Annotated in this window: 15 protein-coding genes, 2 pseudogenes and 2 riboswitches; of the genes and pseudogenes, 9 read left to right on the top strand and 8 right to left on the bottom strand. The window is 32.3% G+C overall.

The features are described from left to right. Positions 1–54 precede the first annotated feature (54 nt). Both ABH960_RS24350 and ABH960_RS24345 read left to right on the top strand, forming a co-directional pair. The gene (locus tag ABH960_RS24350; protein ID WP_404448910.1) at positions 55–624 is read left to right on the top strand and encodes a methyltransferase; all 570 of its coding nucleotides are present in this window, start codon (positions 55–57) and stop codon (positions 622–624) included. 421 nt (positions 625–1,045) lie between these two features. Further along, entirely contained in the window at positions 1,046–2,461 is a 1,416-nt protein-coding gene (locus ABH960_RS24345) for a phosphatidylinositol-specific phospholipase C (RefSeq protein WP_404448908.1), read from the top strand. Positions 2,462–2,614: 153 nt separating this feature from the next. Here the strand turns inward: ABH960_RS24345 and ABH960_RS24340 are convergent, their stop codons facing one another. Together ABH960_RS24340 and ABH960_RS24335 are read right to left on the bottom strand one after the other, a co-directional pair. Beyond that, positions 2,615–3,991 (bottom strand): lytic polysaccharide monooxygenase, encoded by a 1,377-nt coding sequence (locus ABH960_RS24340; protein ID WP_404448906.1) that lies wholly within the window; start codon positions 3,989–3,991, stop codon positions 2,615–2,617. A gap of 288 nt (positions 3,992–4,279) precedes the next feature. After that, entirely contained in the window at positions 4,280–4,855 is a 576-nt protein-coding gene (locus ABH960_RS24335) for a TetR/AcrR family transcriptional regulator (RefSeq protein WP_404448903.1), read from the bottom strand. A 147-nt stretch (positions 4,856–5,002) separates the two neighbouring features. Between ABH960_RS24335 and ABH960_RS24330 the strand changes: the two genes are divergently transcribed. Beyond that, a complete protein-coding gene (locus tag ABH960_RS24330) occupies positions 5,003–6,127 on the top strand; it encodes an alpha/beta hydrolase family protein (RefSeq protein ID WP_404448901.1) in 1,125 nt (374 codons plus the stop codon). Between the two features lie 185 nt (positions 6,128–6,312). On the opposite strand, the gene ABH960_RS24325 is transcribed toward ABH960_RS24330, so the two are convergent. Then, positions 6,313–6,606 carry an ArsR/SmtB family transcription factor gene (locus ABH960_RS24325; RefSeq protein WP_002141834.1) on the bottom strand — a complete coding sequence of 98 codons (294 nt, stop codon included), beginning with the start codon at positions 6,604–6,606 and terminating at the stop codon, positions 6,313–6,315. A 459-nt stretch (positions 6,607–7,065) separates the two neighbouring features. On the opposite strand from ABH960_RS24325, the gene ABH960_RS24320 reads away from it, so the two are divergent. The 5 genes from ABH960_RS24320 (at position 7,066) to ABH960_RS24300 (ending at position 14,695) form a co-directional block, all read left to right on the top strand. Beyond that, positions 7,066–7,389, top strand: coding sequence for a hypothetical protein (locus ABH960_RS24320; protein WP_002127477.1), 324 nt, complete (start codon positions 7,066–7,068; stop codon positions 7,387–7,389). Positions 7,390–9,078: 1,689 nt separating this feature from the next. Continuing rightward, positions 9,079–10,122 (top strand): Fic family protein, encoded by a 1,044-nt coding sequence (locus tag ABH960_RS24315; RefSeq protein ID WP_016091364.1) that lies wholly within the window; start codon positions 9,079–9,081, stop codon positions 10,120–10,122. Between the two features lie 850 nt (positions 10,123–10,972). Continuing rightward, the gene (locus ABH960_RS24310) at positions 10,973–12,481 is read left to right on the top strand and encodes a spore germination protein (protein ID WP_002185801.1); all 1,509 of its coding nucleotides are present in this window, start codon (positions 10,973–10,975) and stop codon (positions 12,479–12,481) included. Then, the gene (locus ABH960_RS24305; protein WP_404448898.1) at positions 12,468–13,571 is read left to right on the top strand and encodes a GerAB/ArcD/ProY family transporter; all 1,104 of its coding nucleotides are present in this window, start codon (positions 12,468–12,470) and stop codon (positions 13,569–13,571) included. Before ABH960_RS24310 ends, ABH960_RS24305 begins: the two co-directional genes overlap by 14 nt. Next, positions 13,568–14,695, top strand: coding sequence for a Ger(x)C family spore germination protein (locus tag ABH960_RS24300; RefSeq protein ID WP_404448896.1), 1,128 nt, complete (start codon positions 13,568–13,570; stop codon positions 14,693–14,695). Before ABH960_RS24305 ends, ABH960_RS24300 begins: the two co-directional genes overlap by 4 nt. A 638-nt stretch (positions 14,696–15,333) precedes the next feature. Here the strand turns inward: ABH960_RS24300 and mgtA are convergent. From mgtA to mgtE, 3 genes and pseudogenes are all read right to left on the bottom strand, one after another. Beyond that, positions 15,334–17,964 carry a magnesium-translocating P-type ATPase gene (mgtA, locus tag ABH960_RS24295; protein ID WP_404448942.1) on the bottom strand — a complete coding sequence of 877 codons (2,631 nt, stop codon included), beginning with the start codon at positions 17,962–17,964 and terminating at the stop codon, positions 15,334–15,336. Positions 17,965–18,204: 240 nt separating this feature from the next. Beyond that, positions 18,205–19,319: pseudogene (locus tag ABH960_RS24290) on the bottom strand (FtsW/RodA/SpoVE family cell cycle protein). Between the two features lie 88 nt (positions 19,320–19,407). After that, positions 19,408–20,736 (bottom strand): magnesium transporter, encoded by a 1,329-nt coding sequence (gene mgtE, locus ABH960_RS24285; protein ID WP_404448894.1) that lies wholly within the window; start codon positions 20,734–20,736, stop codon positions 19,408–19,410. A gap of 211 nt (positions 20,737–20,947) precedes the next feature. Beyond that, positions 20,948–21,124: riboswitch (M-box (ykoK) riboswitch) on the bottom strand. A gap of 416 nt (positions 21,125–21,540) precedes the next feature. Further along, positions 21,541–21,704: riboswitch (M-box (ykoK) riboswitch) on the top strand. Positions 21,705–21,827: 123 nt separating this feature from the next. Between mgtE and ABH960_RS24280 the strand changes: the two genes are divergently transcribed. Beyond that, entirely contained in the window at positions 21,828–22,775 is a 948-nt protein-coding gene (locus ABH960_RS24280; protein WP_404448892.1) for an LCP family protein, read from the top strand. Positions 22,776–23,076: 301 nt separating this feature from the next. Here ABH960_RS24280 and ABH960_RS24275 read toward each other — a convergent pair whose 3' ends face one another. Continuing rightward, on the bottom strand, positions 23,077–23,313 hold the full coding sequence (locus ABH960_RS24275; RefSeq protein ID WP_404448891.1) for an SH3 domain-containing protein: 237 nt from the start codon (positions 23,311–23,313) through the stop codon (positions 23,077–23,079). Beyond that, positions 23,283–23,663, bottom strand: a pseudogene (locus tag ABH960_RS24270) (GNAT family N-acetyltransferase); the annotation flags it as partial. The gene ABH960_RS24275 and the pseudogene ABH960_RS24270, both read right to left, overlap by 31 nt. Positions 23,664–23,755: the final 92 nt, after the last annotated feature.

Genomic DNA, 23,755 nt, shown 5'->3' with positions numbered 1-23,755 from the left:
CCGTGTCAGTCTTTAAAAGATTATATATCATAACTTAAAAGGAGGAAGAAAACTATGAAGAAGAAAAGAAAAGTCATTATGACGACTGCGCTTGCAGCTACATTGGCTACAGGTGCACTACCAAGTACATCGGTGTTTGCTGCTGAAAAAGAGGCTCCTATCCAACAAGAAGAGACACAGATGAGTATTCAACCATTTGCACAAAATAATTTGGAAACAGCAGTTGACGCTGCCTTAAATGGTCCAGAAGTCAAAAAAATAAAAGTATTTGAGCATGAATTTAATGTAAAACCAATTGAAGTAGTAAATTTAGGTGGCGGTAAAACATATGTTAAGGGACAAATTTCTCATCATTTAAGTTTTCGTCCAGATGATCAATTTTATTATGAGTTTACAGTGCAAGATGGAAAGGTAATAGATAAGCCTGTATTTAATATTGATAGAGGTGGTTGGACACCATTTGCTGCTCCACTTTTATCAATTCTTGCTGCGTATAATGGGATTCCAGTTAATCCAAATGATTTAAATGCACTTGGTCAACAGATTGGAAAAGTGATAGATGGAAGCTGGGAACATGCAGCCCAATCTATCGCAACTGTAGTTAGTTTAAGTTTTAATGAGTAGAATTTCTTAATTTTTGTTAGCCTAACAGAGTCCCATTTTTCATAAGTAACCTTGTTATAAAAAATTCTGAAACAGCTATAAATAGATTTTTACCACTCAGTCACATTATCTTGATTTGTTAACCACCTTATCATTCATTATATGTCACAAAATAGAAGTCTTTTTTAAGACTTCTGTTTTGTTTGTATACAGTACAGCGGAAAGTTTGTTTTTTACCTATCTATGCTTCAATTCTTTAAGAATCCGTTTGACTATTAGATACAATTTATTACAACAAACTATTAAAATCTCAAATAACTTCCTACCCTATTTTGATTTTTTCAAACACAAAAATTCATTACTTTAAGAATGAAAACAATAGATGTAGTAAAAAATCATCTTGTTTTATTATATCTATTGTTTAAAAGTCAGGAGAGATAAAATGAACAAAATAAAAATGAGGAATTTTTTTAAAATTAGTATCCTTACTTGTTTCACACTAGCAAGTTTAAGTACACCATCTACTATTTTTGCTGATAGTCATCCAGGTTATTCCTATGAATCCAATATAGGCTATCAAAACCCAGCATGGATGTCGAAAGTAGCAGATTCAACAAAATTGAGTGAAATATCTATTCCAGGGACTCACGGTACAATGGCTTTACATGGAGCAAGTTTTCTTGATGAAAATTTGACAAGAAATCAAACTATGAGTCTACCACAACAATTAAATTCCGGAATTCGATATGTAGATATGCGTGTTAAACGTGTAAAAGATTCTTTTGCAATGTACCATGGGATTGTAAATCAAAAAGCAATGTTTGAAGATGTATTAAAAGAGGCAATTCAATTTTTAAAAGATCATCCTACAGAAACAATTTTAATGCGCTTAAAAGAAGAAACTACTCCTGAAAGTGGCTCACTATCATTCGAGGAAATACTTAATAAATACAAAGACCTTAATTCTTCTTATTTTTGGGATCCAAGTTCTGTACCAGCTTCAAAAAGAAATAACCCTACTCTAGGAGACATCCGAGGGAAAATTGTAATCTTACAAAACTTTACAGCCTCTCAGCAATATGGTATTAATTACGATAGCTTAAATATACAAGATACATTTGAAATTGAAAACGGACCAGACGGAATGTATGAAAAATGGAATGCGGTGAGAACCCACCTTCAAAATGCAAATAATAATTTTAACAATGATAAAATCTATCTTAACCATTTTAGTGGCACAGGTGGTGCTGCTGCATTATTAAATAATGTTTATCCTTGGTTTGTTGCAAGTGGTAAAGAGAGCAGAAATACTGATAGTAACCCCAAGATGATTCAAAAAGCTACAACTAATGCGTGGGAAGATTTCCCTCGTGATATAAATGGTCAAGTATTTTATGGTGGAATGAATACACTTGGGACCGAACTCTTGCAACAAGGTGGAATTAAACATTCTGGTATTATCGCAGCTGATTTTCCTGGTCCAGGTTTAATTGATAGTATCATTAAATTAAATGGTATACATTCGAATGAAAAAGAAATATTAATTTCGCAAATTTCATCCGAATCTAGCCCTTTATCCGGACAACAAAATCGATCCAGTCAAAACTTTAAAATTGATAGTTTACCTGTAGGTACTAAGGAATTAAAATGGATTATTGAGCCTTCAGAAAAAGATCATCCTTCTTCTATCTCTTTCAATGTAATGATTGACGTTTCCCTAGGTACAGATTCTACTCGTTGGAAAAATATTTCACATGGATCTAGGACTGAAGCTTATACGAATGCTAAATATTATATTGCAAGCCCACTTGGTGCCACTAACAAATTTACAGTGAAAATATACGCTATTACAAATTAAAAAATAAAGAATCCCAATGGAATTCCTTTTTGATGGAATACCATTGGGGTTCTTTAATAATTTCATTTCGTATATATTGGGATGAAGAGTAAAAATTGCACCCCTGTTCCGGTATTGCACATAGAATAAGTGATAACTACCCTTTTCCACTTATCATTTATTTAAAACTGGCTTCCAAAGCGATAGTGCAAAAATCCAATTTGGATCGCCGTTCCCTTGATAACTTTGAATCGCTTCATACACTTTTCCCTCATGTACTACTTTATCACCTTTATTGTATGCTTTTCTTGCATCCCATTTTTCATAAGTAGAGTCCTCTAGTTTTGTTGCTACAGTTAAAACATCACTTCTACTAGACTCATTTCCAGCTAAATCAACCGCCGTCACTACATATTTATACGATGTATTAGTTTTTAAATCTTTATCCATAAAGGATGTATTATCCGCTGTCCCAATTTTATTCATAACCCCAGTGCTTTCTCTATATACAACATAATGATCAACACCTACATTATCTTCAGACGCACTCCACATCAAATCAACAGTTGTCGCTGTTGTACCCATACTATGTAATCCTTTTGGTTGAGTCGGAGCCTCTTTATCTGGAGTTTCATTTGTTGTCTTAACCTTTAGTTTTTCACTTTCTTTTGATATGTTTCCAGCAGCGTCTAATGCCTTTATTGTATAGGTATATTCCGTATTTGCTTTTAGTTTTTTATCAGTAAAAGTTGTACCTAGTACCGTACCAATTACTTCTCCATTACGTAACACTTGATATTCTTTTACGCCTATATTATCATTTGAGGCCTTCCATGTTAGTTCAACACTATTGGCAGAAACTTTAGACGCATTTAATCCAGTTGGTTGACTTGGAGCTACTGTATCGGGAGCTTCATTATTTACTAGATTTACATCAATTACATTATAAAACGCATTTGACGTATCTGCTACATCCCATACAGCTAAAATAACATGATAACCATTGCGATCAGTTGGTACATTAATTGTATGCGTTAAATTATTTGATGCTGCCGAACCGTCATGTTTCACAGTTCCAATTGGTTCTAATTCAGCACGTGTTAATGGTTTATTAGGATCCCATCCCTTTTTGGTAATGTAATAATGCCATTTACTTGTAGAATGTGCCGCTGTGTATTTCCATGTAAATGTATTTGCTCCCCCCTTTATTGTGTTTTTGAACCAGCGATTTGATGTTTGTTGGTCAAGAATCCCTCCAAACAGTTCTCCTGCCGAAGCGATTTTCCCATCAATCGGTCCACCATCTGGGAATCCTTTAGGTGCTTCTAGACTTTGAGGTTCGTACATTACATTTCCACAATTTAAATTTAATGCTCCATAATTCTGACTACATAAAGCAGCACGACTACTCGGCTTTTCAACAAACCCATGTGCATATGCACTTTGAGGAATCATTGTAATTGCCGTCAACCCTACAGCTAAAACACAAGCACCAATTCCTTTTTTACTTTTTCTTAATCTTTCTAACTTAGGTGTTAACTTCAAATTCATACTTGTCCCCCCAATATATTGTTTATGCTAATATAATAGCAATATAGGGATAAACGAACAAATCACCTACTAATATATTAATAGTTCAATAACATAAACACATTTAGTTTATTTATTAACCTGATATGGGGCTAAATTAAGCAAATTAATTCTATTTTGTAACATTATGTAGTAAAGAGTTTATAAAAAACCAATAAAGATTCACAAAAAATCCAAATATCGATTACTTAATTTTTTACAACCACCCCCCACACGATAACTACATTATTAAGCAGATTTCATGATTTATTACATTCTCTCGCCACCTGACAAAATCAGATCAAAAACATATCCCTGCATATTATCGATTAGTTCAACCACATCTGGATTTTTATCGTTGCTCAGCGACCAATTGATTGACACCATTGCGTTTGCTGTATACAACTGAGCTACAAAGTCAATCGGCACACTTACTTCAACCTGCTGCTCTTTCAAATAGGAATAGCAGGCATTATATAAAATGGATTCTAATTCTAAACGTAAATCCGCTGAGGGAACACGTACATGGAGTAAAGTTGAAATCTCTTTTTTTCGCGCTGAGATCTTATCGGTTATCATATTAATAGCTTGAGCCACATTTCCATTCTCTATTAATGCGAAACGAAATTCAATTTCTTCCTTGAACCAGCAGACATAATTTTGCACTAATTTTTCCAAAAGATCATATTTATCTGCAAAATGGCTGTAAAATGTGGACTTACTCACCATAGCATGTATGCAAATATCTTTAGTTGTAATTCGCCCAAACTCTTTTTCGTTCAAGAGGGTAATAAGTGTATTAGAAATATTTTTCTTCGTTTTATAAACGCGAACATCCTCTCCCATTAATAATCAATCTCCTTCCCAAAGTTGCTTATCAAACCATTTATATCCTTATGGTTCGATTTCGTACTTCTTACCCTTTCCTGCTTGTTGTTTCTATAATATACTTCTCTTATCCTTACCTTGTAGTCAAATATAAGGAGGGATTTTATGTTTAAACAGTATGTAAACAACGAACAGTTCAATTTGCAAATTAACCGTTTTTTCAACGATTTCTATCAAGACGATGAGCGGGCAAATCAGGATTTGCAAGCCATCATCCCAAGACTTACAGACACGGACAGCTGGTATAACACTTGGATAGAATATGCAGCAATGCGGGAGCATCAGAAAGACTTCGATCTGGCTTCGGTTTATTATCAGGCTGCCGAGTTTTATATGGAATCATCCAATCAAAAAAAAGAAAAAGTGTACCAAAAATACCGTGAAACTTTTTATAAGGGCTTTCATGACTTTGAGTATGAAACCTATCAAATTCCTTATGAAGATTCCTATCTTCCTGCAATCAAATTCATGACACCAGGCGCATGTAGTACACTACTTTTCTTTGGAGGCTACGATTCCTACATGGAGGAAATGATGAAGATGATGAACTACCTCATAGGAATCAATTATAATATTATAGTTTTTGATGGACCTGGACAAGGAACAGCACTGAAAAACGGCTTAAAATTCATCCACAACTGGGAGAAGCCCGTTTCCACAGTCATTGACTATTTCAAACTTGACCGTGTTAGTATTCTCGGAGCTTCTTGGGGCGGCTACTTGGCAATGCGTGCCGCCGCTTTTGAAAAACGAATCGACAAAGTCATCGCCTTTAATATTTTTTATAGTGGCCTTGATGCACTCAAGATGCGCATGCCGGAAAATATCTGGAATAAATTGACCACGCTTCTGGCTACTAATGAAGCTGACAAAATTAATACCATGTTTAAACAAATGATGGCCACCAGCATCGACCTGAACTGGAAAGTTAAAAAAGGTATGGAAAATACAGGTGAAAAAACGCCATTTAACTTACTTAAAAACTTTGAAAAACATACGATGGCAGGAATCGGTCAGTTCATAAATCAAGAAGTATTGCTCCTGGCTGGTGAAGACGATCAGTACGTTCCAATTAGCCGATTACCGCAAATCGAATCGGAGCTATGTAATGCAGCCTCCATCACTTCTGTAGTTTTCACTAAGAAAACTGGTGGTGAACAACATTGTCAGGCTGGTCATCGTCACTTAGCTTTTGATGAAATTAAAAGATTTTTGCGACATAACTTCTAGTGAATAATATCAAGCATTTTAGCACTTTCAAAATTTTTCATATACTAATAACACATTAGAACATGGTGACTATCGTGACACTCCTCAAAAAAACTGATATTTTGTCATAAAAGAAATCCCCCACTTATTTGTGGGGGGATTATTCTGTGCTTTACTTATAATGATATGTGTGAAGTTTTGTTTATTTACAAACCTAAAATCCCTACAATCTGACTCGCCTTTAAATTAGTAATATAATTGTACATCTCTAAGCCTTTTCTTTCAGCCTTTAGCACCTTGCCTCTCATTTTCGATAAATGTTGGGAAACAGTAGATTGTGGAATTTTTAAAAGCTCCGTCAATTGTGTAACATTACATTTTTTATACTGAATTAACTCGTTTATAATTTGCAATCGAATTGGATGTGCCATTATTTTTAACATATCTACATCCTCTTCAGTTATTACACTCTTTTTCATTTCACTTTTATACATTGTCATAAGAAATTCTCCTTTATTATCCGTGCATTTCCGCACGTCTTTTAATTAGAAGTATATTCTAAAATTATTACGGTTTAATATTCTTACTTTTTGGTATATTGAAGTTTATATTTTCAAAATAATATAATTCCAGAAACGCCTTACACACATATTGTAAAATTCCAATATGCGATTCATATGAACTTAATATACGGTTTAAATGAATCTTAAATAATGAATCTCACTTCACTATGGAGACACTGTTGAAACTTTACTTCAATAACTCTGTAGGAAACTTATAAACAACTAAAAAAGGACACAACTATAGCATATGTATGCGTAGGTGTGTCCTTTTCTAAGATAAATTTTAGAGTATTAACTTCTTTTTATCCCATCGTATAAGATAACTATTTAAATTTCAAAATATATAGTATAGAATAGGAACATTCGCTATATTTATGTATGAAAGGATTTTCGGAAATGGACTTGTTGCAAATCAAGAAAATGGAAAATTTAATTTGGACTATTGAACATAGTAGTGACCTCTCAAAAAGGTTTTACATAATAAAATTTTTTGATAGAGAAAATACAATTAAGCCAATTGAAACATTAGAATTTGGAAATAGAAATATCGACAAATTTGAATGGGTGTTTATTAATATATTTCCAAGGGTAGTAACAACTTATGTCCCTTCCACTGGAAGGAAACCTGATGAATCATTAATAGATACAACTAGAGAAAACAGTAAAGAATCACTTATTTTACAAGGAATACGAACCTACACCAAGTTTTGGTCATGTTAACCCCCACCCTTCTATAGCAGCAAATATAATTTTGCATAAAATGTGTTTTTTTGAGTTAAGGTGAATTCTATATGTAAATTCTTCTGAGAGTTTCATTCACATTGTATTGTTCGTTATTTGAAGAACAAGGAGTTTTTTATAATATACGATATATCAATTTTTAAAATGTATGCTTATACTTATTTTTTTAGGCATTTTATTCTCTTAAGAGCATCCACGCAAATACATGCTCTTAAGAAAATAAAAGTAGTACGCATGAGATTGAATGAATATTAAATAAAACACTTTGGATCTGGAACTTACCTTACACTTTGTTTTATATACATAAAAGAAGAGTAGAATATCCTTTTTTATTTTTAGATTTGCCTACTAACACTTCAAACAATCTATCAGGACGTTAAGTAGTGAATAGTTCAATTTAAGGGGATTGTTTTAGTTTCTACTAATTTAGCAGAAAATTCAGTTCCACATTTAACCTTTTTAAATTCTAGATGATTAAATCCTTGATTAGCGCCTCATCGGTTGAATCAAAAAGGGTATGCACTTTAATAACACCTAGTCCAACAAACGTAAATATTACTCCTACCAAATCAAACAAAAAAATTTGAGTAGCCCCCTATTTATTGCACTAATTATAACTAGAGCTAGCCCTTTCCTTTTCTTTAAATTCCTACTTTAACTAGAACATACGGACGTTAAGTGATATGAATTCATTTTATAATGGGGGAATTTTTCACCTTTTCTAAACAACTTATTATATTATTTTTATCTAATAAGGCACAGAAACAAATTAAAAAACTTTAGTGCTCCTGAAAATCTCTTGAGGAAAAACGTTTTTAGGGTGAAACGTTTTTCAGGTTACTTTTATACTGACTCTTTTCCTTAAAATGTTTCTGTACCTAATATTTAAATTAACTTATGTCAAAATATTTCGCAATACAAGCGCTAAATGCTACATGGATATATAGAAAATGACACTTTTTATGAGCATACCCCATCAAATACTTATATTAAATATAGAAAAGTCACCTTAATATTATTAAATTTGTTAAATTAAATAATGAAAATGGAGAATACTAACTTTATAATTGTCACAATTTAATTTATATATCTACTCTTTTATTACTCGTAAAAATCATTTGATAATTCCTTCAATATTAATTTATGAAATGCAGAGACCATCTAAAGCAACAATTTTCTTACATTAGATTGTTTTTCTATTTAATTTATTTTGTCGAAAAAAGTCGATATTTTCATATTTTTTTCATTTAATTATTGTACATTTGCACATTTAATGTTAGGATTATGCCTATTCAAATTAGATCCTATTGATTCCTCTTTAAGATTTCTTTATTTTATTTGTGAAAATTAGTTACTTTCTAGTAAATTCCCAGCAATAATACAGCAAACTACACTAATAATAATTCTAAAATTATATTTTTACCTCGTAAATTCATAAAAAGGAATTTAAGTCAAACTATATTTTTTATCTGTGTATATTCATTCTTTATTCAAACATGATTAATTATAAGTTCTAACTCGTTAATCAAATTTAAATAACAATTTTGATTCTAAAATAAGTTCAAAATCCAAATAAATATATTGTTATTTCAAAATAATGTTGTAAACTATCTTTAGAATGGAAAGATTTATGTAACAGCATGTTAAGGGGTTACAGGGGGAATAAAAATGAGAAATTTTTTCGATGACAGGTATAAAAATATTGAATTAAAAAGGAGACTATTAAATATAATTAGTGAAATTAGTGAATTAAAAGGAAAATTAGCTGCTTATCAGGAACAAAATCCTGATATATTTACTAGCTTAGAAAAAACCATACCACTTCATTACATAAAAAACTTTACTACTACCTATGAAGATATAAAAGTCCCTAATAAAAGATTAAAAGAACTTATTTTAGATGATATAGTACCTCAAAATATTTCGGAAGATGCTATCTTTTGTTTTTATCAAACACTTACTTTTGTACATAAGAATTCCTGTGATTTATTAATCAATCCAGAGACTATACAGGAATTACATTTTCAATTAATACATTACATTACCTCTGACAGTGCCAAATGGCGCGAAAAACCGTTTACTATTCCAGGTATTCCTGAAAACGGAATGCACTTAAATAGTTACCGCATTCTTCCACATGAGCTTATTCCACAAGTAATGGAACAATTATGTGATCAATATAACTCATTAAATTCTAGTAAGGGCCATCATTCACTTTTATTAATAGCTCGTTTTATATTTAATTTTTATTGCATAGTCCCTTTTAATCAGGGTAACGGCAGATTGGCACTTATGTTAATGCAATTGCTATTAATTAAGAGTGGAAATACATTTGTAAAATATGTATGTCTGGATAAATACATTAAGAAAAACGAATCTGAATATTACAATTCAATTTATAAATCTTCGGTAAATTGGTACTGCGAGGAACATAATAGTAGCTTTTGGTTAAAAACGTTTTTAACTATTATATTAGAGGCGTACAAAGATCTTCATAATACAGTTCTAGATTCTATATGTAAGCATACTAAAGTGGAGAGAATTCAGGATTTTATCCTTAAACAAAAACAACCCTTTACTAAGGAGTGTATTCGTAACACATATCCAGACATAGCAGAGAGTACAATCAGTAAGGCTTTAAATTCCTTGCAATTGTTTGGCCATATTAAGCTAGTGACAAAAGGAAGAAATGCTAGTTGGATTAAAGTTTAACTATACTTGTAAAACACTTACAGTTCAAAAAAGAAAATTATAACTTTATCATTTAAATTCATGCCTTTGGACTCTTATTCATTGAATTTCACTTTAATATATTAAGCTATTATTACTAATTTAGTTATTTCTAATTCCTACAAAACACAAAACGGTTTATAGGAATATTTGTCGAAAAAAGTCGCATTTTAATATTTTTTCTTTATTTTCTGGTTGTAAACGTTTCATTTTCGTGTTACCATCTTAATCAAACAATAGATGGTAATAAAAATGAAAATATTTCTTTCCCTTAGAAACATATAAACGTACGGTCATATCAAGAAAATAAGGCCAAAGAAATATTTGATACCTATCCAAATTACCAATAGGAATTTTGCCGCATTAACTTTCTGTTATTTCAGAATAAAACTTCACATTTTGTCCCTAAACAAAATTTGTTAGCGTGCAAAATTCAAATACACTAAAACACCCAAATAAATGAAATGTCCTTTTTTATTGAGCATTGAGGTATGAAAAAATAATTCTTCCTACAAAATTCAGCTGAGTAACATAAAGACATCTAAATTACTACCTTTATCGCCATCTATTGTTGACAACATATTTACCAACTATTAAAAAGAACCTATCAAGGGTTCTTTTTTATTATAATCATTCAAATTTCACTTCTATCTTGATACTTAGATTTCTACACAAATTACATCTACTTTTTTACTCTCAATTATTGAATTTATAATATAGTACTTCAATTTTAGTTATTCTTGATCTCAATCCGTTTAAATTAGTGAATAAAATTCAAACATATAAAAATAATAACTACAACTAATCGTTATATATTAAAGAGGTGTCAATTTTGTCCTTAAATGAAAAGACCCTAGAAACAAAGACAGATAAAACCATTGAAAAAATCCAAACAAGTAACTTAAAAGAACTTAAAAATACATTAGATAACATCTTTGATATTAGTGCAGATTTGATTGAACATCCTTTGCAATTAAAAACAAACACGAATATTTTACTATATTATTTTGAAGGCCTTACAGATGGTGTTGCATTAAAAGGAAATGTTGTTACACCATTATTACAAGAAGTGAATGAAGACAGTCAAATATTTAATTCTAATATTATTGCTACTCATACCAAAATAGTATATACGTGGAATGAAATTAAAGAAGGATTACTTGAGGGACAATGTGTACTGTTTATGGAAGGAGAAAAGAAAGCCCTTCTCATTAATACAAAGGGATGGGCAGAAAGATCAATTCAGGAACCTATTTCAGAAGTTACCATTAAAGGTTCTCATGATGGGTTTATTGAGAATGTCACTAAAAACATAGGTCTGATTCGTCGATATATTCCTTCTACTGAATTGAAAATTAAAAAAATGACAATCGGAGAACGGGCCACTACTTTTGTATATTTACTTTACTTAGGCGATGTAGCTAACGAAGATGTGGTACAGGAAGTGGAGACAAGAATCTGTAAAATTAAAACTGATACAGTATTGAGCGTAGGAGAATTGTCCAACTTTACAAAAGATCAAAATTGGACTCCCTTTCCACAGGCTTATTTAAGTGAACGCCCAGATGCTATTTCTAATCATATTCTTGATGGTAAAGTAGCAGTGTTAATTGATAGATCTCCTGGTGCAATGATCGTTCCAATGAATTTAATTGGATTTTTTCAGACTCCCGATGATTATAATGTACATTGGCTGATTGCATCATCTTTTCGCTTATTACGATTTTTAGGATTTATTATAGCTATATTTTTACCCGCAATATATATTGCAATGGTTTCATTCCACTTTGAAATCATTCCTTTAGATCTATATACTTCTATTGCAACGTCAAGAATTAAAGTCCCTTTCTCGCCTTTACTAGAAGCATTTATTATGGAAATCACATTAGAAATGCTTCGTGAAGCTGGTATTCGTCTACCACAACCAATTGGACAAACCATTGGAATTGTTGGAGGTATTGTAATTGGACAAGCAGCTGTTCAAGCAGGGCTTGTGAGTAATGTTATGGTTATTATCGTGTCTATTACTGCCATTGCATCATTTGTTGTTTCTAATTATGATTTATCAAGTTGTATTCGGCTTATTCGTTTTCCAATGATGTTATTTGCCTACTTTTTTGGAATTGTAGGTATTGTTAGTGGATTAATGCTCTTATTTGCTCATTTTGTTTCACTAACTTCCTATGGTTCACCATATGGATTGCCAATTGCACCATTTCGTCTCCAAGAGTTAAAAGATTCTTTTGTAAGATTTCCAATTTCTATGATCACCACCCGCTCGAGTACAGGACAGCCGAAACAAAGAAAGAAAAAAGAAGGTGGTTCACATGGGGAATCTTAAATTCCAAAACATAACTTCATTCGAATATATTGTTTTCATTCATTCACTGCAACTAGCATCAGGTATGCTAATTATGCCAAGCCCTCTTGCCACTACCGCTGGTACAGACGGCTGGATTTCTATCATTCTGGGATGGATAATTACTTCTATAATTGGCGTAATTATTATATTAATGTTACAAAAAAATCCTAACAAAAATTTCTCTCAGATCTTAAATGCATACTTTGGTAAATGGCTAGGAACAATTTTTCTTCTTTTATATGCCTTTTATCTATTTTTTGCTGGTTTTAATACTTTATTAAAGGCAACTGATATTGTAAAAGTGTGGATATTCCCCTCCACTCCTGCTTATCAAATCTCCATATTATTACTATTGCCTTTTATTATTTTAACCCTGAGTGGGTTAAGGGCTCTTACTAGTTATTCTATGCTTGTTTTCTTCTTCACTACTTGGATGCCACTATTTCTTCTTTTTTCACTAAAGAGTAACTACAATCCTTTACACCTACTACCTATTTTTAAAGATGGCTTATACCCTATTGTAAAGGCAACAAAAGAAACCATTACTCCTTATGCGGGCTTAGAAATTGCATATTTTATTTATCCGTTCTTACAAAAAAAACAAAAAGCCATAAAAGGAATACTAATAGCGAATACTGGAACCATGTTTTTCTATCTATATGTGACTATTCTTTCTTATATATACTTTAGTCCGGAGGGGATAAAAGACGTAATTTGGCCAGTATTTCATCTGTTAAAAGGAGTTCGTTTTTCTTTCATAGAACGATTAGAAATTTTATATATCGCTTACTATTTGATTGTATTTTCCACTACAATATATCCGTATTTATTTTTCAGTTTCGAATCTGTGACCATTTTATTTCAAAAAACCGTTCGCAATTGGGTGCTGGTTGGTTTTATGCTTTTAATAGTCGGCTTATTCGTTTTTCTAAATCCCGATGTGGATCAATATTTATTTATATATTCTCTTATGGATATCTTAAATATCCTTTTCTTTATTCTATTACCAATCTTCTTTTTCGCTTACAGCATTGTTTTTACTTGGTTTACTAGGAGGAAACAGCTTTGATTCGAAAATGGATATGGATTGTAATCTGTTGTGTATGTTTAATTGGTTGTGGTCAGAGAATTCCTCTTGAAAAAGTTTCTTTAATCCTTTTAATCGGCTTAGATAGTACTTCTAATGGAAACATAAAAGTGGGCACAAGCATACCACTCTTTCATCATAAACAGCAAAGCAGTACTGTAGAGCATTGGGTTCAGGCGTCAACCATATATGATGGATTTAGCAAAATGGATACGAAATTAACAGGGTATGTGACATCATCCAAAGCTGAAGTTATTTTAATTGGGGATAAATTAGCACAAGAAGAAAATTGGATACAGGCGCTCGATTCCTCTTACCGTGATCCTTACGCTACCATTAATGCTAAAGTAGTGCTTGTTGATGGACCGGCAGAAGATATGTTTAAAGTTAATAGGCCTGATAAGCCATCACTTCCATCTTATATAAATGGTGTAATCGAGTCTTCAATTCAAAATAATCAATCCGTCTCTTCTACAATTCAACAATTAATGAGAGAAAAAAATGAACAGGGAATGACGCAAACTGTTCCCATTATCAAGAAAACAAATAATGAAATTGATACGGTAGGAATTGCATTTTTAAATCATCAAGGAAAGTACTTAACGAAGATTCCTAAAACCGATGTGAAGTTTTTTAACCTTATTAATAAGTCAAAAAATACAGGTCGGATGATACTACACCTTGTTCTTTCTCCAAAAAAATCTGATAAAAAGCCAAATGCGTCTGTTTTCGTACAAAATGCAAAGAGAAAAATTAGTGTTGATTTCCAAAAAGGTAAATTTATTTTTAATATAGATGTAAGTATGAATGTATCCTTAATTGAAAAAACCAACGGAAACTTAACTAAAACTCGTTTACATGGTAATAAGAATATAGGTAGATTGGAACATGAAATCCAGGAAGAGTTCAATAAAAAATTACAAGGCATGTTACAGGATATGCAGAGAAATAAAATTGATCCAATTGGTTTATCATTACACGCTAGATCTTTTCAATATAAAGAATGGAAAAAGGTAAAAGAAGATTGGTTGCGCGCTTTTTCAAAAGCTAAAATACGTGTGAATACACACGTTAAAATAAAAGATACAGGAACAATTAGAAATTAAACTATCTAGATTATTTTTAGCCAAGAAACCTTCCCCCTCAATTTGTGTGAAGGTGCATAGCACCAATAAGTTAAGTGGAAGATGAATTCACCTTTCCTGTAGGGAAACATGTGTTTCTAGGGTATATATGGTTCTGGTGCAAAGTTTCTCAAGAGATAAACAGAGGCATGAATATATGAGGAAATATTATGAGGCTACTAGTAATTCCTGTAATTCATGATATACCGAAAAGGCGAAGTCTCCAAAGAGACTCCGCCTTTTCAACGTACAATGAACTTCAATAAAATGTTTTAGTTTTAACGAATTCCCCGAAATAATTCTCCTTCCTCAAGCGTGTGAAGGGCGTAGCCCAACGGTAGGTGGGAGATGAATTTCGGTTTGGCATAGCCAAAAGCTTTTGATAAACTAGCTATATGAAGTTCTTTGATAACTTGATATATGAGGTTGCAAGAAGAAGATAGAGTGCGAAAACCAAGCCATTCGGTTCCTGCGTAAAATATCAACCGTACCAAAAGAGCGTCCAAGCGTTGGACATCTAGGGATGGAACACCCCGAAGTAACGCTCAGGGAGACGAAAGTTTGCTTTCATCGTGGAACTGAGAAGCTCCCACTTCAAGCTTTGCTAAGTGGCGAGTAGTTCACAGCCATCGATTAAACTTCCTGATGTATATTTTCTTTATAATTTCAGTAACTAGAGCATATATTGTTAGAATTCCAAATAACCACGGGAAATAATACAACGGAAGTGGAGTTAAGCCAATTTGGGTACTTAACTTGGTAAATGGAAGGGAAATCCCTATAATCATAACTAAACCTGTAAGTATCAAAACAGGTCTAGCAGCCGTACTTTGTAGAAAAGGAATATGTTGAGTACGAATCATATGCACAATTAATAATTGTGTTAGTAACCCTACTACGAACCAACCCGTTTGAAATAAGGATTGCATTTCAGGAATATTTGCACCAAATATATTCCACATTACGATAAAAATGATTATATCAAAAACACTACTTACCGGCCCAATAAAAATAATAAAACGAAATAAATCTTTTGTATCCCAACTTCTTGGTTTTACTAAAAATTCATTGTCTACTTTATCCCACGGAATTGAAAGTTGGGATAGATTATATAGTAAGTTTTGACATAATATTTGAATTGGTAGCATTGGAAGAAAAGGAAGAAATGCACTAGCAATTAATAAACTTAATACATTTCCAAAATTTGAACTTGCTGTCATCTTAATATACTTCAGTATATTTCCAAACGTTGTCCGCCCTTCCACAATAGCATCTTCTAATACATGTAAATTCTTTTCTATAAGTATAATATCTGAACACTCTTTAACGATATCATCTGCTGTATGGATAGATACACCAACGTCAGACTGTTTTAAAGCAAACACATCGTTAATTCCATCCCCCATAAATCCAACTGTATGGCCATTCATTTGAAGTGCCTTAATAATACGAAATTTTTGACTAGGATTTAATTTTGCGAACACACTTGTTTTACTTGCAAGTTTTACTAATGCTTTATCAGGAAGACTATCAATTTCATAACCCAGTACTGGTTCTCCTATATACAAGCCCATTTTCCTACATACATTTCTTGTCACGGACTCATTATCACCAGTTAAAATTTTCACTTGTACCCCTTTCTTTTGTAGAGTATGAAGTGCAGCCATAGCCGATTGTTTGGGTGGATTTGAAAAACCAACATATCCAACAAGTATCATATCTGATTCATCATCAATAGAGTAACTCCCCACTTTATCACTCTTTAACTGCTTATATGCAACTGCAACAACACGCATCCCCCGTTCCTGCCAGAGTTCAATTAAGTGTTTATTTTTACGTTGGATTTCATCTGTAATAGGAATTATCTTATTATTTTCTTTTATATAACTACAAATTGATATAACTTCTCTAACAGCACCTTTACATAGCATTATTCGTTCGTTAGCATTTGTTTCTACAACAACTGAAACTCGTCTTCGATTAAAATCAAATGGGCATTCATCTATTTTTGAGTATTGAGATATATCATATTCACTACTATCTCTTACATAACGCATAACCGATAGATCAATTTCATTTTTATATGCTGTATGAAAGTAGCCATTTAAATACGCTAATTTCAAAACCTCATCCGACTTCTCTCCATTAGTATCTGTATGGCATACCAGGTCCATTTTATCTTCTGTCAATGTGCCTGTTTTATCGGTACAGAGAATATCCATAGCTCCAAGATTATGGATAGAAGATAGTTGTTTTACAAGTACCTTCTTTTTACTCATATTAATAGAACCTTTAGCCAAATTAGCGGTCACAATCATTGGAAGCATCTCTGGAGTAAGTCCAATCGCTACAGCTAAAGCGAATAAAAATGCCTCATACCAATTCCCATTTATAAATCCATGTATTATCATAACAATAGGGGTCATGATAATCATAAATTTAATTAATAGCCAGCTAACTTTGCTTACCCCTTTATCGAATCTAGAATCAGATTTCTTGTTCAGTTTAAACTGATTCTTTGCTATTGAACCAAAGTAAGTATCTGTTCCAGTACCTACAACTATTGCTTTTGCGGTACCACTTATAATATGAGTTCCCATAAAACAGAGATTTTCCAATTCGATCAAATTTTGGATTTTTCTAATTTTACGTTTTTTGTACATATGGAAATACTGATTTGTTTTAACAATGGGTAATGCTTCCCCTGTTAGTGATGATTGATTTACAAGTAAATTTTCCGATGAGATGATTCGTACATCTGCAGGTACAATATTCCCGGCAGATAATTCTATAATATCCCCTGGTACAAGATTCTCAAGAGCAACTTGTACCTTTCCACTTTCTTCTAATACCGCCCTCTTATTTTCCTTATATAAAACATCTCCCCCCCTGAGAGCAGTTACCTTTCCATATACAAGATTTTTTAATTTTTCTATAGACTTCTGAGAACGAATTTCTTGTATGAACCGAATTAACACACTTACAGCCACCATAATCCCTACAATAATAGTACCCTTTATATCATTAGTAAGAAAAGATAACATCCCTAATATGATTAGAAGAGAAATAAACGGACTTCTAAAAGAGTTAAATAATGTTATATACCATTTTATTCTTTTTTGATAAATCACTTTATTTTCCCCATATACTTCAAGCCGCTTAGTAGCTTCTTCCTGAGAAAGTCCATGAGACGTCGTTTTAAAAAAAGCAAACGTCGACTCAACATCACTTTTTGCAATTTCACTTAGCATTTTATAATTTTTGCCTAGTACTTCCTGATTATAAAAAGATTTTTTTTTATTAGATCGCAATAACTTAACCTCCTATCCATTAAATAAAATCCCCCTGTTTTTTCAAAATATAATTTTAAAGCTACATTTTTATAATTACCCTGAATTTTTAATCAAATTTAGAAGTGCAATTGTACTTAAATAGTATTATTCTCACCGTAAAAAGTAATTTTTATTTATAAGTTTCCTAAAGCAAATATATTATCTGTTTATTTTATTGAAAATTGAGATATTTATTAACAGTCCCATTGCTATTAAGTTAGCCATTAAAGAACTTCCACCAAAACTAATAAATGGAAGTGGGGTGCCTGTAAGGGGGAAAATTCCCGTGACACCTCCTAAATTAACAATAGATTGAAGACCTATCATACTTCCGATTCCTATTGATATTAGACTTCCAAATTGACTTTTACACTCTTGAACAATCTTAAAAGAACGTATTACTATAGTTAATAAACCAGTTAATATGATTAGTACCCCTATAATTCCAAGCTCCTCAGATACAATTGACATAATAAAATCAGTATGAGGCTCAGGTAAAAAGCCTTCCTTTTGAATACTATTTCCATACCCACGTCCACTAACTCCACCAGATCCTATGGCAATAAATGAATTTACAAGTTGGTAACCATCCCCTTTTGCATCAAGAAATGGATTGAACACCGTTGTAATACGTGCGATTTGAACATCAGATAAACCAAATCTAAAAAGAAAGTATAAAGTCGGTACCCAAACAATTGAAGTAACAGTTATCCATTTCATTAAAATAATAATGTTTATTCCAGAACATATAAACATACTTGCCCCTATTCCTAAAATTAATAATGCAAAACCTAGATTGGGTTGTTTGTATATCAAAAAGAACATAAACATTAAAAACAAAATAACTTTGCCACTGCCTTGCCAAAATGATTTTTGTACCTCTTGACGTTTTGAAAAAAAACCTGCTAGTACAATAATCACACCCAGTTTAATAAATTCTGCAGGCTATATTCCAAATATCCAAGATTGTGCATTATTAACAACTTTCCCTTTCCATAAAACTAAAATAGTAATACAATACTTACAATTACAATACACACTGAAACGATGCGTTTTTTCCATATATGAAAAGGTAGTCCAATACAAATTATTAACCCTATTACACCTAAAAATAGTTTATTTAATTGAGAACGAAAAAAGGAATCACTACTATAGTCATAATTTTTTACTGCAACAATTGAGCTAGCACTATACATCATTAAAATTCCAAATATAATTGTAACGATAAGCGAAAACACCAACGAATAATCTAGTAACTTGAATACTTTTTTCATTTCTATTCTCTCTTTCTTCATGCTTCCAACAAGTTTATCTACAAACTTTACGTGAACAAACTTAGGTATAAAAACTAATATAAATTTTTTATAAACCTAGTAACATTCTTGCAATGGTAAAGTACAGAATTAACCCTGTCCCATCGACTAATGTCGTAATGAACGGACCTGAAATAACAGCTGGATCCAACTTTAGCTTATTTAGAATTAAAGGTAATACAGATGAAACAATAGACGACCAAATAACAATGAATAATCCAGTTATAGCTACAACTTGTGCGACTTCTGTACCTACGCCTAAAGTGTACGCACGAATTAATGCCGCCACGGCTAATGTAAGCCCAAGTAAAATACCTACTAATGCTTCTTTTTTCATAACACGAAATATATCTTTAAATTTCACCTCATTTAGGGCTACAGCACGAACCAATGTAGTTACGACCTGTGTGCCTGTATTTCCACCAGTTCCAATTAACAATGGAATAAAGAAAGCCAGTGCAACTACATGAGTCAAAGTTTCTTCATAATGTCGAAGTACAGAACCAGTATATGCTTCCGCTACAAACAGAAGTAATAACCAACCTATACGTTTACGGTATATTTGCCAAATAGAGGTTTCGAAATATGGCTTATCTAATGGGGTGCTCCCCCCTAATTTTTGAATATCTTCAGTTGCTTCTTCTTCAAAAACATCCATTGCATCATCAAAGGTTATGATACCTATCATCCGATTATCCATCGTTGTTACAGGTATAGCAGATAAATCATAATCCATTAGCTTTTGTACAGCTTCCTGCTGGTCTAGGTCCACTGAAACTGAAGTAACATCTGATGCCATTATTGACGATAAAGTCTTATCATCTGAGGCTAGCAATAATTCACGAATAGAAACAATTCCATTAAGCTGACCACGCGTATCCAGAACATAAATATACGAAATTGATTCAACCCCTGCCCCAATTTTTCTAATATGCGACAGCGTATCTTTCACTTTCCAATTTTCCCTTGCAGCAATATAGTCAATTGTCATCAGACTGCCCGCTGTTCCAGGTTGAAAAACCAGCAGACTTCTAATTCTTTGTTGAGATTCTTCAGACAAAAGTTGTATCAGCTTTTCAGCCTGAAGTGGATGAATTGAAAGAATTACATCAACAAGGTCATCAATAGATTGCCTTGCTAATAGCTCTCCCCCTTTATCCACAGGCAAGTTGGTACAAATATTATATTGCTCCTCTGGTGTAAGGTAACTAAGAATTTTTGCACCTTTTTCAGTAGGAAAACATTTCATTAAAGATATCTGATCTTTATGTTGAAAATCTTTCATTTCCATTGCAATGTCATAGGATTGAGTTTTTATAAGCTCCTGCACTAAGTGTATGTCTTTTGTCGTTAATAATTGTTGTAAACATTTTTTCATTGTAATTCCTCCTTAAGGACAGTGGTACTTGTTATCATTTTCCCACTTCTGGGAAAACAAATTTCTTAATAAATATGGGATCAATATCATCAATCATTAGTTTTCCCTCCTTTTATAAGAGATTTATTACAAATAAAATTTTGCATATAAAAAACCTCCCCTAGTGATTCAACTAAAGGAGGTTGATTTAAAAAAGACATAGCTAAATAAAGCTCATTCCCCCTAGTTGAGTTTTGGCACTATACAACGTAAAGGATGAATCTTTCATCACTTAGCTATCTTAAGAAGAGCCTTAATCCGACAATTCCTGTTCTACCCATTGGCATCTTTCGATATTTTTGGGCAATAGCCTGTGTTTGTATAGGAGCCTCACCTAACAGGTTATAAATATTTAAAATTTTTTGTTCGTTTCGTGTTAAAGCATATCCACTATTTTTGAACTTGTCAAGTAATAATAAAACCTATTTCTTCACTTTTTGATATCATAACATTCCCAAATCACAGAGATAAACATCTGTATAATGATTTATATAAATACAACAAACTTTACAATTTATGCAATGATTTTTATAAACTATTAAATTATTTTTTTATTATTACACGTGTCCTGACGCTTTATTATTGAAGATTATTGTTTGGAAAAATTTCAAAAAACAAAAAAAGTCCGATAGATAACAAAAATTTCAACTTGATTTCCTCTCAATTTCGATATAACCTGTATCTTGAAAAGGGATGAATTTTAAACTCATTATTTTCACATTAGATAAAAACACAACATATAATTTGCTTATTAGTGCAAATAAAATATGTCTCTGTTAGGTGAGGCTCCTGTATAGAGAAACGCTGCTACCCAAAAATGTCGAGAGACGCCAATGGGTCAACAGGAACGGTCGAATTAAGGCCCTTCTTAATGTAGCTGGTTTTAAACCTATGCTGTACAGTGCTAAAACTCAATGAGGGGGACCTTTATGATAAAACGACTTGTTTAGCTTTTTCCTAACAAGGTTTGTTTGTCTTGGAATAGGCCTTTACTCATATGAGTAGAGGCCTATTTCATGTGAATATAGTACAAAAAGGAAGGGTGAATCTCCATGAAAAAAAATTGGATCTATCAAAATAAAATAAAAGTTATTTTGGGTACTTTATTTTTTATTTTCCTATTGGGAGGAACGTATATATACTCTCAATTTTATAATTTTAGTGATAAAACATATCGTGAGCTTGAAAGAGGACGCAAATCTATGAAAAGAGAACATAAAATATCCCCTTTAAAAGATAATATCTCTATCTTAATCATGGGAGAGGATAATAGTGAAACACGAGAAGGAGAATATGGAAAAAACGCAAGGTCAGATGCATTAATGGTTGCTACGATTAATAAAGAGACTGCAGCAATAAATTTATTAAGTATTCCACGTGATACTCGAGTCTATATACCAATAAAAGCAAAAGAAGATAAAATTGCACATGCACATGCATTTGGTGGTATAGATAGTACAATCGATACTGTTGAAAAGTTTTTGGATATTCCTGTTGATTATTATATTAAATTTAATTTTGATTCATTCTTAAATCTTATTGATACAATTGGAGGAATTGATGTAGATGTTCCCGTCACATTTACAGAACAGGATAGCCAAGACCAAGCTGATGCTATTCATTTGGAAAAAGGATATCAGCACCTAAATGGCGAACAGGCCCTTGCCTTGACTAGGACACGCCATATTGATAATGATTTTATGCGTGGACAACGGCAGTTATTAGTTATAGAGGCGATTGGAAAAAAGATATTAACCATGAACTCATTAAGCAAGTTGAATAGTATACTAGATGAAGTTAGTCCACATATGTCTACCAATTTATCCACAACTGATATGTTTTCTATTGCTAAAACTATGATGGACCACTCACCTAACATTAACAAAATGCAGATTAAATGTGATGATAAATTTATAGATGCTATCTACTATGCACAACCTGATATAGAAAGTGTTCAACAGATTTCGCAAGATTTAAAACAGGAATTACAAAAGAAATAAGAGTTCTTTAACAAATGTGCCGAAAGAATGCCCCTTCCTCAAGCGTGTGAAGGGCGCTAGCCCAACGGTAGGTCGGAGATGAATGATTGCTTTCGTCGTGAAACTGAGAAGCTTCCACTTTAAGCATTGCTAAATGGCGAGTGGCTCACTGTATTTTATTTCAAACAAGATTTATACAAATGAAATGATTTATAAATTTCCTTATATAAATCTCTCGCAATATTTGAAATTTAAATATAAAAAAGTAGAAAGCATTCTTGCTAACAAGAATGCTTTCTGTTTTACACGAGTCATTTAGTAACTATTTATTTTTAGTAAAAAGGATATAACTCGGATCATAATATACCCATTGATCATCATCAATACTTAACCATCCATTTTGTTCCTTATATACAGAATATGATTCATTTTTATTTAGTTTACGAATTACTTCATAAGCCGTCCCGGGTCCCTTGCGCAGATTTACTCCAGAACCAGTTATGGTAACAACACCTATTTTATTATTGATGAATGAAATAGGTAATGTAATAAAGTACAAATAGCCTCAGTTGCATAGCCATTTCCCTGATATTCTGGAGAAAGAATAAATCCGCTTTCTACGATATGAGGCTCACTTAAAAGCGTGTGAAGCGCACAATCTCCAAGCATTTTGTTATTCTCAGCCAAAGCAATTGCGAACTGGAACCAAGTACCTGGTTAATTAGGATTATTATTAATTTGTTCATTTACAAACGTTTTTTCTTCATGATATTGATAATTATCCCATGACTGAAATTTAGCTACTTCTGTATTAGGACGATAGAAATGAAATTATTTAGTGTCATTAATACTAAACCTTCTCAAAATAAGACGATCTGTTTTCCAAAAAGCTTGATCATATTTCTCCATAACCTTTCTTCTCTTCTCTACATTTGCTGTGAGCTAGATTCCGTTACTTCATAGATTTTTTAGTTTTATCTTTATAATACATAGTTATATAT

Origin of the sequence: Bacillus sp. RC252, assembly GCF_044909215.1 — a bacterium.
Classification (GTDB): Bacteria; Bacillota; Bacilli; order Bacillales; family Bacillaceae_G; genus Bacillus_A; species Bacillus_A mycoides.
The sequence above is the reverse complement of the archived record's forward strand: the minus strand, read 5'-3'. Positions and strand labels throughout refer to the sequence as shown.